Raw genomic sequence first — 13,360 nt, forward strand, 5'->3', positions numbered from 1 at the left:
ATTGCTACGCACACTCTTAGAGTACATGTACCCGACGATAAATACGCAGTTCAACACGCATTGTGCGCCCACATTGTGTAGTTAACTACTGATAAAACGAGCAGGTGTTGCTTCATGTCGGCCGGGACGGCGCCGGGCGGCGCAGGCTCTCCGAGATCGCGGTGCTGCGCCGCGCGGCCCGGGGTGAGCTCGAGGTGGTGACGGCATGGGACGCCGACACCGGGTTGGGCTGCGGTGCAGAGATTCTCGATGCTCTGGTGGACCGGCGGGTATCGCCGTGACGGCGAGTGCACTGGCCTTGGCTGCCGCACTTCTGCTGTGGCCGGTCACGCCCCGCCGAGCTGCGGCGCTGCGGGCGGAGGCTCCTCGGCGGCGCGTTCGGGCAGCACCCATCGTCGTGGTGGTGGGAGTTGTTCTGGCCTGGCTGGTTTCGCCGCCGGTCGCGGTGGCCACGGCACTGGTATCGGGGACGGTCTTCGCACGCCGGCGGCGTCACCATGCATGGCGGCGGCAGCTGGAGGAATCGGCGTCACTGCAGGCCGCCTTGGACGTGTTGGTGGGTGAACTGCGTACCGGCGTCCATCCGGTGAGCGCCTTCGGCACTGCGGCCGGCGAGGTGTCGGGGGCAGTACGCGAGGGCATGGGCGCTGTCGCCGCCCGGGCCCGCCTGGGCGCCGATGTCGCGGCGGGCCTGGAGGATGTCGCGGCGACTTCGCAATTGCCGATGCACTGGGAACGGCTCGCGGTCTGCTGGCGACTGGCTCACACATACGGCCTTTCGATCGCCACGCTGATGCGCACCGCACAGCGCGACATCGTTGAGCGCGAACGGTTTTCCTCTCACGTCGAAGCGGCGATGGCGGGCCCCCGGGCGACGGCAGCGGTGCTGGCCGGGCTGCCGGTGGCCGGGATTGCACTGGGACAGTTGATCGGCGCGCAGCCCCTGGCGTTTCTGTGCGGGCCAGGGGCAGGCGGTTGGCTACTGGTGATCGGGGTCCTGCTGGCCTGCGCCGGACTGACGTGGTCGGACCGGATCACCGAACGGGCACTGAGATGAGTTGGGCAGCAGTATTTCTCGCTGTGGCACTGTTGGTCGGTGCAGATCCGGCGCGGGTGCGGTCGCGCGCCGCGCCCGCACCGCGTCTGCGGGCGGACCCGCGGCGGGTGCGCACCGATGATCCGCTCGCGGCAGCCTCGACGTTCGACCTGTTCTCCGCATGTCTGGCCGCAGGGATGGCGGTATCGACCGCGGCGGCGGCCGCCACCGCATCGGCCCCACCGTCACTGGCGCCGATGTTGCGGCGCGCGGCCGAGCTCCTGGCGCTCGGCGCGGATCCGGCCACGGCCTGGTCCGGTGGCAATGACGCGGTGCCGCAGGACAAGAACGCCGAGGCCCTGTTGCGGCTGGCCCGCCGCTCGGCGGCCTCGGGCAGCGCTCTGGCCGACGGCGTGGCCGAGCTGGCCGCTCAGTCTCGACACGATGCCACTGCCGCGGCCGACGCGGTGGCAGAACGGGCCTCGGTACTGGTCGCCGGACCGTTGGGGCTGTGTTATCTGCCGGCGTTCGTGTGCCTGGGTGTGATTCCTGTGGTCGCCGGCCTGGCCGGTGACGTACTGGGGTCAGGTTTGTTGTGAGTGCACATCGCAGAGGGAGGAAATATCATGGCGGGAAGCATGTTTCAGCGGGTGAATGCCAGGGCGGCACTGCTGATGCTCGACGAATCGGGGATGAGCACCGTCGAATACGCGATCGGCACGATCGCCGCCGCGGCGTTCGGAGCGATCCTGTACACCGTGGTCACGGGGGATTCGATCGTGAGCGCGCTGACGAACATCATCAGCCGGGCGCTGAATACCAACGTCTAGATGACCGGCTGGATGACCGGGGTGCGGTCACCGTCGAGGCGGCCTTTGCCATCGCATCACTGGTGGCTGTCCTGGTGTTGTGTGTCGGTGGCCTCGGTGCGGTGGGCATGCAGATCCGGTGTATCGACGCGGCCCGCGAAGCCGCCCGCCTGGCGGCCCGAGGTGAGGGCGATACGGCCACGGCCGCCGCTCGGCGTATCGCCCCGTCCGGCGCGGTGGTGCATCTCGGCCGCGACGGCGGTCTCGTGGTCGCCCGGGTCAGCGCCGCGACGGCACTGCCGGGGTTCACGGTGTCCGCCGAGGCAGCCGCGGTGCCCGAACCCGGAATCGGGTGAGCGCGGTTCGGCCACGCTGTTGGCCGCGGCGATGATCGCGATGGTGATCGCATTCGCGGCGGGTGGCGTCTACCTCGGTGCCGCCGTCACGGCCCGGCACCGGGCCCAGGCCACAGCGGATCTGGCCGCCCTCGGCGCTGCCGGCGCCGTGGTCTCCGGACCGGACGCGGCGTGCGCGCAGGCCACCCAGATTGCGGTACGACTGCGTTCGGCCCTGGGCGCTTGCCGGATCGACGGCCTCGACGTGGTGCTGGAGGTATCGGTCCCGGTGCGCCTCGGCCGATGGGGCGTCGGCCCGGCCCGCGCAGCCGCTCGTGCCGGACCGGTGGACACCGTCGCCTAGCCGAGGTTGCTTAGTCGAGCCGGTCGAGATCCGCTGCGGCGACCTCGTCGTCGGTCGGGAGCCGCAGGGCGATCAGGCCGGCGAACGTGTCCTCGTCGAGTTCGATCCGGTTGATCGTCATGTGGACCGGCTGCCAGCCGCCTTCTTCGGCGCGCATCCGCAGCACCGCCGTGGTGACACCGTCGGTGAAATCGGTGGTCATCCGGGCCATGTGCCGGGCGTCGGCCGGGTGGATGCGGGCCGGGCCGCCGTCGCGGTGACGCCAGTCGAAGAACGGTGCGGGCTCGTCGAGCCACTTCAACAACTTCCAGTCGTCGAGGCCGACCAGGGCCCGGTGTACACCGGGGCAGGCAAGTCCGTTGAGGATGCGCTGGGCCAGGTTGTCGACGGGTGTCACCGGGGTGTCGCGTTCGCTGCGCCAGTTCATGGCCCGGCAGACCATGCGGTCGGCGCCGTCGTCGTGCGGCTCCAGGGTCACCCGGGCCACGAATCCCACCGTGATGGTCTCCCCGCGATGGTCGGTGACATCCCAGGTGGTGCACAGGGTGTTGCCGACCACGGGCTTGACGGTCATGGCCAGCACCTTGGCCTCGCTGCCGTTGAGGTCCCGGGCGGGCAGATCGTCGGCGAACGTCCGGTCGTGGGTGGCTTCGGTTTCCGGGTTCATTCCGCTGTTGCGCAGCGATTCGGGGGTATCGGTGGCCACGCCTGCGGTGAGGTCCCAGATCAGCGGGCCGGGAACGGGCCGCTGGGGTGGGTCGACGTCGGTCGGCCCGATCCAGACGTGGACGCCGTGGATGTGTCCGTCGGACATCCGCACCACCTCGGTGCGGATTACGCGGTCATTCTTGGGTGTGATGCTGCTGAGACCCTGGCCGGCTTGGACGGTTTCCCTGATGGCGCTCTGAATTGCCATCAGGTGCGGATTTCGTCGTAGAAACACACTGATCGGGACGAGGTTCTTCGTCTGCAGACCTCGCGCGACCACGGCAGGCTCGCTACCCAGTGTCTCCACGAGCAGCCAGTCGTGGGTCATGCGCGGCATTTTACCGGGGGTGTGGGTAGCTGCATTACGCCTGCGACGACGACGTGATCCGCAGGAGAAAACTGCGGATTACGGTCGCGGATACCCGAAGCCGGGTCTGTCGGGTTGCAAACATGAGTGAGTTCACGTAATTTGCCACTGCGCCCGGCCTCCGGGATTGGGAACGGATCGCGTTGTCCGACCGTTCGTCGCACCGTCTGTGTGTTCGGCGTGGCCGAATGCAGCCACGCAGTTGTAGATCCGCGTAGTCGGCCGTCGAGGGGTCGGTCGTCAACGCGGTCGGGGGTCCGCTGAGGACGTACTCAGCGCGCCGAGCACCAGGCGGAGCACTTGTATCGCGCCCGATTTGTCCAGCGGTTCGTTCCCGTTGCCGCATTTCGGTGACTGCACGCACGAGGGACAACCCTGCGGGCACTCACAAGCCTCGATGGCGTCGGCGGTCGCGCCCCACCACGTACTCAGATTGCGGAATCCGCGGTCGGCGAAACCCGCCCCGCCGGGATAGCCGTCGTAGACGAAGATCGACGGCAGGCCGTCCACCGGTCCGACGGCCGTCGAGACGCCGCCGATGTCGCCGCGGTCGCAACTGGCCACCAGTGGCAGCAGGCCGATCGCTGCGTGTTCGGCGGCATGCAGACTCCCAGGCATGGTCAGCAGATCAATGCCGTTGTCCTGTAACGCTTCCGGAGTGATCGTGCACATCACGGCCATGGTGTCCAGGGTGCTGGGTGGCATGTCGAGCTCGACGAAATCGATGACCTCACCGTCGATGCGGCGGCGCAGGTAGCCGACCACGGTGTTGGTCACCGACACCGGGACCAGGCCCACGGTGACCGGGCCGAACGTCCTGCGCTCGCCGGGACCGGTGACCGCGATGTCGGTGAGTTCCCTGGCGAACGTGCTGTAGCCGGGATCGGCGGGATGCACGAACGCCACACCGTCCTCGAAGGACAACGAGTCGACCAGAAAGGTCTCGCCCTGGTGCAGATATACCGCGCCAGGATGCAACGACGCCGCCGCCTGCCCGGCGCCGGTGCTGCCCAGCATCCTGCCGGTGTCCACCTCCAGGATCGCGATCTGGCCGCCGCTGGAGCCGCGGATGTCCACGGCCGGGTGCGGATCCACCCCGGGCGCGGGGAAATAGCCGCGGGGACGTTTTCGGAGCAGGCCGTCGTCGACCAGGGTTTCGGCCACCGCCTCGGCGTTCCACAACCGGACCTCGGCCGCAGTGAGCGGCAGCTCGGCTGCGGCGCAGAGCAACTGCGGGCCCAGCACGTGCGGATTCGTCGGGTCGATGACCACCCGCTCGATCGGCTTGTCCAAGAGTGCCGCGGGATGGTGCACCAGATAGGTGTCGAGGGGATCGTCGCGGGCGATCAACACGATCAGCGCGCCCTGCCCGCGCCGGCCGGACCGCCCGGCCTGCTGCCAGAACGAGGTGACGGTGCCGGGGAACCCCGCCATCACCACCGCATCGAGTCCGGCGATGTCGATACCGAGCTCCAGCGCGTTGGTGGTGGCCAGCCCGCGCAGCCGGCCGTCGGTCAGGGCGTGTTCCAGTTCGCGGCGGTCCTCGGCGAGAAAACCGGCCCGGTAGGACGCCACCTGATCGGCCAGTTCGGGTGCGGTGTCCTCCAACCGGGCCCGGGTTCCCAGCGCGGTGAGTTCGGCGCCGCGCCGGGACCGGACGAAGGTCAACGTGCGTGCGCCCTCGGACATCAGGTCCGCCATCACCCGGGCGGCCTCGGCGCCGGCCGAACGCCGCACCGGCGCGCCGTTCTCACCGGTGAGCTCGTCGAGCAGGGCCGGTTCCCACAACGCGATCGTGCGCGCGCCCTGCGGTGAGCCGTCCTCGGTCACCTCGGCCACCGTCTGCCCGATCAACTCCGCGGCAGTCTCGGCCGGTGACGCCGTCGTGGCACTCGCGAAGATCACCGTCGGTATAGAAGGCTCAGCGCCGTCGGCCGCATATCGTTCGCACAATCGCAACAGGCGCCTCAGTACCATCGCCACGTTGGAACCGAAAATGCCACGGTAGTAATGACACTCGTCGACCACGACGTACTTGAGGTGACGCAGGAACACCGCCCACCGGGCATGGTTGCGCAGCAGCGACAGATGGATCATGTCCGGATTGGAGAAAATCCATCTCGACCGTTCCCGGGCGAACCGGCGCACCTCGGTCGGGCTGTCACCGTCATACGGTGCCGGCGCCACGTCACGCAGAGCGGCGACGGTCTCCGTCAGGGTCTGTGCCGTACGCAGTTGGTCGTGCCCGAGCGCCTTCGTCGGGGACAGGTACAGCACCCGGGTCTGCCGGTCCTCGGCCAATGCCGACAGGATCGGTAGTTGGTAGGCCAAGGACTTACCCGATGCGGTGCCGGTGGAGACCACCACATGTCGGCCGGCGCGGGCCAGTTCGGCGGCGGCGAGCTGATGTGACCACGGTGCGGTGACGCCGCGGTCCTGCAAAGCCTGAACGACCTCCGGATGGGCCCATTGCGGCCATCGATCTGGTTTGCCGGGTCGTGCCGGTATATCCGCAACATGTCGTAGCGGATCTTCCCCGGATGGGGTGCCGTCGACAGCGCAAGCCAGCAGCTCACGGCCGAAATCCGACCCCTGATCCAGCACTGTCTGTCCTCCTACGATCTACCCCGCCGACAACCGCTCGGATTTGTAAACGAATTGTTCACCACGCGCCGAATACCGAGACTGTCGCAGCAGCCTCGAACATGGTTGACTGATCACGGTCGCAGCTTCTGTGTTTGTACTCGCACTCGCAGGATCGTCGTTGCGATCGCGGTTCCTGCGAGGGTTGTAGGTCGGGTCAGTTCCGGTCGACTCGCGCGTTGGTATGGCGGTCGGAACGGGCCCGGTGCACCGGAAGTAGGTGGACCGCACCCGGTTGAAAGAGAAGGAAAGAACAAAAGATGCCACAGGGAACTGTGAAGTGGTTCAACGCGGAGAAGGGCTTCGGCTTCATTGCTCCGGAGGACGGCTCTGCCGACGTGTTTGTCCACTACACGGAAATCCAGGGCAGCGGATTCCGCACCCTGGAGGAGAACCAGAAGGTTGAGTTCGAGGTCGGCCAGAGCCCCAAGGGGCCGCAGGCCACGGGTGTTCGGGCCATCTGAGCCAAACAAACCCAAAGAGACACCCCCGTGTGAGTCCAAAATCGGACACCGCGGGGGTGTTCTCGTTTTTGCAGCCTGCGCTGGCCTAGTGTCGGTTTGTGAGCCAGCTGTCCTTCTTCTCGGCTGAGTCGGTGCCGCCTGCGGTGGCCGACCTGACCGGGCTGCTTGCCGGTCCGGGACAGATCGTTCTGGCGGGCAACAGTGGTCGGCAGGCGGCGCGGTTCTCGGTGGTCGTCGCCGAGCTGTGGCGTGCCCAGGGCCTGGCCGACATGATCACCGAGGTCGGGCTGGTTCCGGAGATCTCCCGGACCGACGAGAACAACCCGCTGGTGCGTACGGCGCTGGATCCGCAGTTGATGCTGATCGCGGAGGAGTGGACCAGGGGCGCGGTCAAGACAGTGCCGCCCCGATGGCTGCCCGGCGCCCGCGAGTTGCGGGCCTGGACGCTGGCCGCGGGCACGCCCGAGGTCGACGACCGTTACCTGCTGGGGCTGGACCCGCATGCGCCCGATACCTACGCGGCGCTGGCAGCGGCCTTGATGCGGGTGGGAATCGCCCCGACCCTGATCGGGACCAGGGGCTCCCATCCGGCGCTGCGGATCAGTGGGCGCCGACGCCTGTCACGCCTGGTAGAGAATGTCGGGGAACCGCCCGGGGATACCTCCGCGTTGGCGCATTGGCCACGTATTTAATGATGCATACGCGGAGAGCCGGTTTGCGTAGGCTCGCGCGTAATGCGAAATTGTCAGTTGCCGGGCGTGGCGCGGCAACTATAGGAGTGGAGCGTAAGCACAGTTGGCTGGCGATAGCGGCAGCAAGGGGAATGTCCGGCGACTCGTGATTGTCGAGTCGCCGACGAAGGCGCGCAAAATCGCCGGCTACCTGGGCTCCAATTACGTGGTCGAATCCTCCCGCGGGCACATTCGTGACCTGCCGCGCAATGCCGCTGACGTGCCGGCCAAGTACAAATCCGAGCCGTGGGCGCGCCTCGGGGTCAATGTCGACGACAACTTCGAACCGCTCTACATCGTCAGCCCGGAGAAGAAGAGCACGGTCACCGAGCTCAAAGACCTGCTCAAGGGTGTCGACGAGCTCTACCTCGCAACGGACGGTGACCGCGAGGGTGAGGCGATCGCCTGGCATCTGCTGGAGACGCTGAAGCCCAAGGTGCCGGTCCGGCGGATGGTGTTCCACGAGATCACCGAACCCGCGATCCGGGCCGCCGCGGAAAACCCCCGCGACCTGGACATCGCGCTGGTCGACGCGCAGGAAACCCGCCGCATCCTCGACCGGCTCTACGGCTACGAAGTGTCGCCCGTGCTGTGGAAGAAGGTCGCGCCGAAGCTGTCGGCAGGCCGGGTGCAGTCGGTGGCCACGCGCATCATCGTGCAGCGTGAGCGGGAGCGCATGGCGTTCCGCAGCGCCGGGTACTGGGACGTCAGCGCCGAGTTGGACGCGTCGGTCTCCGACCCGCAGGCCACGCCGCCCAAGTTCACCGCCAAGCTCAACACCGTCGACGGCCGCCGCGTCGCCGCCGGTCGTGATTTCGACTCGCTGGGCCAGCTGAAGAAGCCCGACGAGGTGCTGGTGCTCGACGAGGCCAGCGCCGGGGCCCTGGCCGCCGGTCTGCGCGGCGCCCAGTTGGCCGTCAGCTCCGTCGAGCAGAAGCCGTACACGCGCAAGCCCTACGCGCCGTTCATGACCTCCACGCTGCAGCAGGAGGCCGCCCGCAAGCTGCGGTTCTCCTCGGAGCGCACCATGAGCATCGCGCAGCGGTTGTACGAGAACGGCTACATCACCTATATGCGTACCGACTCGACGACTTTGTCGGCCAGCGCCATTGATGCTGCGCGCAACCAGGCGCGGCAGCTCTACGGTGACGAGTACGTGCATCCGTCGCCGCGGCAGTACACCCGCAAGGTCAAGAACGCCCAGGAGGCGCACGAGGCGATCCGCCCCTCCGGTGACGTGTTCCAGACCCCGGGGCAGCTGCACGCGCAGCTCGACACCGACGAGTTCCGGCTCTACGAGCTGATCTGGCAGCGCACCGTGGCCTCGCAGATGGCCGACGCGCGCGGCACCACGCTGTCGCTGCGGATCGCCGGGACGGCTGCGGGCGGCGAGCAGGTCGTCTTCAACGCGTCCGGCCGCACCATCACGTTCGCGGGCTTCCTGAAGGCCTACGTCGAGAGCCTCGACGAGCAGGCCGGCGGTGAGGCCGACGACGCCGAGAGCCGGCTGCCGAACCTGACCCAGGGTCAGCGCGTCGACGCCGCCGATCTGACCGCCGACGGGCACACCACCAGCCCGCCGGCTCGGTACACCGAGGCGTCGCTGATCAAGGCCCTCGAAGAACTCGGTATCGGCCGCCCGTCGACGTACAGCTCGATCATCAAGACCATCCAGGACCGCGGCTACGTGGTCAAGAAGGGCAGTGCGCTGGTCCCGTCGTGGGTCGCCTTCGCCGTCATCGGACTGCTGGAGCAGCACTTCGGCCGGCTGGTGGATTACGACTTCACCGCGGCCATGGAAGACGAGCTTGACGAGATCGCAAACGGCCAGGAACAACGCACCAACTGGCTGTCGAACTTCTACTTCGGCGGTGAGCACGGCGTCGAGGGATCGATCGCCCGCGCCGGTGGCCTCAAGCACCTCGTCGGCGGCAACCTCGAAGGCATCGACGCGCGAGAAGTCAACTCCATCAAGCTCTTCGATGACGACGAAGGTCGCGCGGTGGTGGTCCGGGTCGGTCGCAACGGACCGTACCTGGAGCGGATGATTGCCGACCCGGACAATCCGGGGGAGCTCAAGCCGCAGCGCGCCAACCTCAAGGATGAGCTGACGCCCGACGAGCTGACCCTCGAGTTGGCCGAGAAGGCTTTCGCCACACCGCAAGAGGGCCGCGTGCTGGGTGTCGACCCGGTGTCCGGACACGAGATCGTCGCCAAGGATGGACGATTCGGCCCCTACGTCACCGAGATTCTCCCGGAACCCCCCGAAGATCCCGATGCGGGAACGACGGCCAAGAAGGGCAAGAAGCCCACCGGACCCAAGCCGCGCACCGGATCTCTGTTGCGCACAATGGATCTGGAGACCGTGACGCTGGACGACGCGCTCAAGCTGCTGTCGTTGCCCCGGGTGGTCGGTGTCGACCCGTCGAACAACGAGGAGATCACCGCGCAGAACGGCCGCTACGGTCCGTATCTCAAGCGCGGCACCGACTCTCGTTCGCTGGCCACCGAGGAGCAGATGTTCACCATCACCCTCGAAGAGGCTCTCAAGATCTACGCCGAGCCGAAACGCCGTGGGCGCCAGGCCGCTGCGGCCCCGCCGCTGCGTGAGCTGGGCACCGACCCGGCCTCGGGTAAGCCGATGGTGATCAAGGACGGGCGATTCGGTCCGTACGTCACCGACGGTGAGACCAATGCCAGCCTGCGCAAGGGCGACGACGTCGCCTCGATCACCGACGAGCGTGCCTCGGAACTGCTGGCTGATCGCCGGGCCCGCGGTCCGGTGAAGAAGGCTGCCAAGAAGGCTCCGGCGAAGAAGGCTGCCGCCAAGAAAACCGCTGCCAAGAAGGCGCCGGCGAAGAAGGCCGCCGCCAAGAAGGCCTGACCTTCTCTAGCCGTTGTTGTGCAACGAGTGGCCAGTTATGTCACGCACTTCGCGAAAAGGCGTGCAATAACCGGCCATTCGGCGGTGGGGTGCGACTAGGTCGAGCTTCGCACGTCGTCGTCGGTGACGTTGCTTTCGGCTTCGCGCTCCAGATCCCGGGGCAGGACCAGGTTCATCGGGCGGGCCAGCTGGGTGGGCACGGTGCGTCCGCGCAGTTCGACGATCTCGCCGACATCCCAGCTCAGAGCCTCGGCGTCCAGGGCGCCGCTGACCGCGATCGCCGAGGCCAGCACATGGCCTTCCTCCAGTTTGGCGAGCTCGGTGAGGCGGGCGGCCTCGTTCACCGGGTCGCCGATCACGGTGTACTCGAACCGGGCCTGAGCACCGATGTGGCCGGCGATCGCGCGGCCGGCGGAGACACCGATACCGAACTCGGTGTCGGTGCCCAGCACGCTGAGCAACTCGTCGTGCAGTTCTCGGGATGCGGCCAGCGCACCGCCGGAGGCGTCGGGATGCTCGATCGGGGCGCCGAAGATGGCCAGGGCCGCGTCACCCTGGAACTTGTTGACGAACCCGCCGTGCCGGTTGACCGTGTCGACGATGACCCGGAAGAACTCGTTGAGCAGGTTCACCACGTCTCCGGCCGGGATCGTCGATGCCAGATGCGTCGACCCCACCAGGTCCACGAACAGCACCGCCACATCGCGTTCCTGGCCGCCCAGCTCGGTGCCGCGTTCCAGGGCGCGTCGGGCCACGTCCTCACCCACATAGCGGCCGAACAGGTCACGTAGGCGTTGCCGCTCGGCCAGCTCGCGCACCATGTCGTTGAACCCGGCCTGCAGCAGGCCCAGCTCGCTGGCGTCGTAGATCTGCATGTGCGCGTTGTAGTTTCCGCGCTGCACCTCGCCCAACGCCCAGCGCAGCTGGCGCAGCGGATCGGCGATCGACATCGCCACCAGCACGGTGCCGGACAGGCCGATCACCAGCGCCGCCACAGCCAACAGCAACAGCGGGGTGATCAGCCGGTCTGCAGAGGCGGTCAGGATCGAGAACTTGCTGGCCACCAGCGCCAGGACGATGGCCAGGACGGGCACGCCCGTCGAGAGCACCCAGGTCAGCACTTGGCGCAGGATCACCCCGGGGGCGCGGAAGTTCTCCGGAACCCCGCCGCGCAGTGCGGCCACCGCGACCGGCCGCAGTACCCGCTCGGACTGCAGGTAGCCGATGATCGCCGTGGCTGTCGCCCCGAGGGCGGTGGCGACGAGAACCACGGGAGCCGACTTACTGGCCACCGGCCAGCTGGCCACGATGAACACGATGGAGCCCAGCAGCCAGTTCGTGACGCTGATCAGGGTGCGGTAGAAGGGCATCTTCAGCGCCCGTACGCGGGCCAACTCGGTGATGCCGGGGTCCGACTTCGACAGCAGGGTGTCGCGGCGCTGCCACCGGATCACCGGGATCAGCAGCCGCAGGGCCAGGTACGCGCCGACGGTGAACGACACGAACAGATACCCCAGGAAGATCGCCAGGTTGAGCACCGGCAGATCCTGGAGCTGGATGCGGTCCTCGGGAGGCAGACCGAACCGCAGGAAGCCGAGCACGAACAGCGCGCCGATGATGTCGGCCTGCAGCATGCCCAGCGTGAACACCGGCCACGGGGTACGCGCCACCCATCGGACGAATGCATTGATTCGCCTTACGGGTAAAGCCTGCGCGGTCACCCGTTCACCGTATCGGGCGCCGGGGACGTTGAGCGCCTGCTGTGACGTGGTTGTGTCGGCTTGACCACTACTGTTGGGGACGATGAGCGGGGTCTTTTCGCGGCTGGTGGGCCAGCATGCGGTGGAACAGGAGCTGGTGGCGGCCGCGTCGGCGGCCCGAGGTGATTCGCCACACAGTGGCATCACCGTCGGGACCATGACACATGCCTGGCTGATCACCGGCCCGCCTGGATCGGGGCGTTCGGTGGCCGCACTGTGCTTTGCGGCGGCCTTGCAGTGCACGTCAGAAGGAACGCCGGGGTGCGGTGAATGCCGCGCCTGTACGACGACGATGGCCGGAACCCACGCCGATGTGCGCCGCATCGTGCCCGAGGGGTTGTCGATTGCGGTCAAGGAGATGCGCGAGATCGTCCAGATCGCGTCGCGGCGGCCCGGAACCGGGCGCTGGCAGGTCGTGGTGATCGAGGATGCCGACCGGCTCACCGAGGGCGCGGCCAATGCCCTACTCAAGGTGGTGGAGGAGCCGCCCGCCTCGACAGTGTTCCTGCTCTGTGCGCCGTCGGTGGACCCCGAGGACATCGCGATCACGCTGCGCTCCCGCTGCCGGCACGTGGCGCTGACCACGCCGTCGGTCGACGCCATCGCCGACGTGCTGATCTCCGGTGACGGGCTGCCCGAGGCGGACGCACGCTGGGCGGCGTCGGTCAGCGGCGGCCATGTGGGGCGGGCCCGGCGGTTGGCGACCGATCCCGAGGCCAGGGACCGTCGGAAAAGGGCGCTCGGGCTGGCCCGGGACGCTGCGACGCCGGCGCGGGCGTTCGCGGCGGCCGAGGAGATGGTGGCCGTCGCCGAGTCCGAGGCACTGGCGTTGACCGCGGGACGCAATGAGGCCGAGACCGAGGAGCTCAAGACGGCGCTGGGCGCCGGCGGGACCGGCAAGGGCACCGCCGCCACCACCCGGGGAACGGCCGGCGTGCTCAAGCAGCTGGAGAATCGGCAGAAGTCGCGACGGACGCGGGCTAATCGCGATGCGTTGGACCGGGCCCTGATTGACCTGGCCACCTACTTCCGCGATGCCCTGCTGGTGTCGTCGGGGGCCGGCGGCGTCACCGCGAACCACCCGGACATGGCCGAGAAAGTGGAGGCCATGGCCGCCCACGTGCCGCCGGACCGGCTGCTGCGCTGCATCGAGGCGGTGCTGGAATGCCGCGAGGCGCTGGCGATCAACGTCAAACCGAAGTTCGCCGTCGACGCCATGGTGGCCACCGTCGGGCAGGCGCTACGTGGGTGAGTTGGGT

The 13,360-nt window shown here is 67.9% G+C and carries 13 protein-coding genes; 10 read left to right on the forward strand and 3 right to left on the reverse strand.

Translation table 11 applies throughout. The annotated features are described in order from the left end of the window. The first annotated feature begins 104 nt into the window (after positions 1-104). From AB0876_RS00005 to AB0876_RS00030, 6 genes are all read left to right on the forward strand, one after another. The gene (locus AB0876_RS00005) at positions 105-281 is read left to right on the forward strand and encodes a hypothetical protein (RefSeq protein ID WP_064884020.1); all 177 of its coding nucleotides are present in this window, start codon (positions 105-107) and stop codon (positions 279-281) included. Beyond that, positions 278-1,057 carry a type II secretion system F family protein gene (locus AB0876_RS00010; protein WP_491837570.1) on the forward strand — a complete coding sequence of 260 codons (780 nt, stop codon included), beginning with the start codon at positions 278-280 and terminating at the stop codon, positions 1,055-1,057. The genes AB0876_RS00005 and AB0876_RS00010 overlap by 4 nt, the downstream gene beginning before the upstream one ends. Then, a complete protein-coding gene (locus AB0876_RS00015) occupies positions 1,054-1,635 on the forward strand; it encodes a type II secretion system F family protein (RefSeq protein WP_491837571.1) in 582 nt (193 codons plus the stop codon). The genes AB0876_RS00010 and AB0876_RS00015 overlap by 4 nt, the downstream gene beginning before the upstream one ends. Positions 1,636-1,662: 27 nt before the next feature. Beyond that, positions 1,663-1,866, forward strand: a complete 204-nt coding sequence (locus tag AB0876_RS00020) for a DUF4244 domain-containing protein (RefSeq protein WP_491837572.1) — start codon at positions 1,663-1,665, stop codon at positions 1,864-1,866. Between the two features lie 62 nt (positions 1,867-1,928). Further along, positions 1,929-2,201, forward strand: a complete 273-nt coding sequence (locus tag AB0876_RS00025) for a TadE family type IV pilus minor pilin (RefSeq protein WP_491837573.1) — start codon at positions 1,929-1,931, stop codon at positions 2,199-2,201. A gap of 40 nt (positions 2,202-2,241) precedes the next feature. After that, the gene (locus tag AB0876_RS00030) at positions 2,242-2,544 is read left to right on the forward strand and encodes an Rv3654c family TadE-like protein (RefSeq protein ID WP_491837574.1); all 303 of its coding nucleotides are present in this window, start codon (positions 2,242-2,244) and stop codon (positions 2,542-2,544) included. 10 nt (positions 2,545-2,554) lie between these two features. Here the strand turns inward: AB0876_RS00030 and AB0876_RS00035 are convergent, their stop codons facing one another. Further along, the gene (locus AB0876_RS00035; RefSeq protein ID WP_491837575.1) at positions 2,555-3,580 is read right to left on the reverse strand and encodes a PAS domain-containing protein; all 1,026 of its coding nucleotides are present in this window, start codon (positions 3,578-3,580) and stop codon (positions 2,555-2,557) included. A gap of 279 nt (positions 3,581-3,859) precedes the next feature. Beyond that, a complete protein-coding gene (sftH, locus tag AB0876_RS00040; RefSeq protein ID WP_526040846.1) occupies positions 3,860-6,223 on the reverse strand; it encodes a DNA 3'-5' helicase SftH in 2,364 nt (787 codons plus the stop codon). A 299-nt stretch (positions 6,224-6,522) separates the two neighbouring features. Here sftH and AB0876_RS00045 point away from each other — a divergent pair, with 299 nt between their 5' ends. From AB0876_RS00045 to topA, 3 genes are all read left to right on the forward strand, one after another. Next, positions 6,523-6,726 carry a cold-shock protein gene (locus AB0876_RS00045; RefSeq protein ID WP_003882601.1) on the forward strand — a complete coding sequence of 68 codons (204 nt, stop codon included), beginning with the start codon at positions 6,523-6,525 and terminating at the stop codon, positions 6,724-6,726. A gap of 98 nt (positions 6,727-6,824) precedes the next feature. Then, positions 6,825-7,418, forward strand: coding sequence for a hypothetical protein (locus tag AB0876_RS00050; protein ID WP_526040847.1), 594 nt, complete (start codon positions 6,825-6,827; stop codon positions 7,416-7,418). Between the two features lie 103 nt (positions 7,419-7,521). Next, positions 7,522-10,341 (forward strand): type I DNA topoisomerase, encoded by a 2,820-nt coding sequence (topA, locus tag AB0876_RS00055; protein WP_526040848.1) that lies wholly within the window; start codon positions 7,522-7,524, stop codon positions 10,339-10,341. Positions 10,342-10,436: 95 nt separating this feature from the next. Here the strand turns inward: topA and AB0876_RS00060 are convergent, their stop codons facing one another. Next, complete coding sequence (locus AB0876_RS00060; RefSeq protein WP_491837579.1) at positions 10,437-12,260, reverse strand: adenylate/guanylate cyclase domain-containing protein; 1,824 nt, start codon at positions 12,258-12,260, stop codon at positions 10,437-10,439. Between AB0876_RS00060 and AB0876_RS00065 the strand changes: the two genes are divergently transcribed. After that, positions 12,145-13,353 carry a DNA polymerase III subunit delta' gene (locus tag AB0876_RS00065; protein WP_526040849.1) on the forward strand — a complete coding sequence of 403 codons (1,209 nt, stop codon included), beginning with the start codon at positions 12,145-12,147 and terminating at the stop codon, positions 13,351-13,353. The two genes, AB0876_RS00060 and AB0876_RS00065, sit on opposite strands and share 116 nt — an antisense overlap. The last annotated feature ends 7 nt before the right edge of the window (positions 13,354-13,360 follow it).

This window comes from Mycobacterium sp. NPDC049093 (genome assembly GCF_040704635.1).
GTDB lineage: Bacteria > Actinomycetota > Actinomycetes > Mycobacteriales > Mycobacteriaceae > Mycobacterium.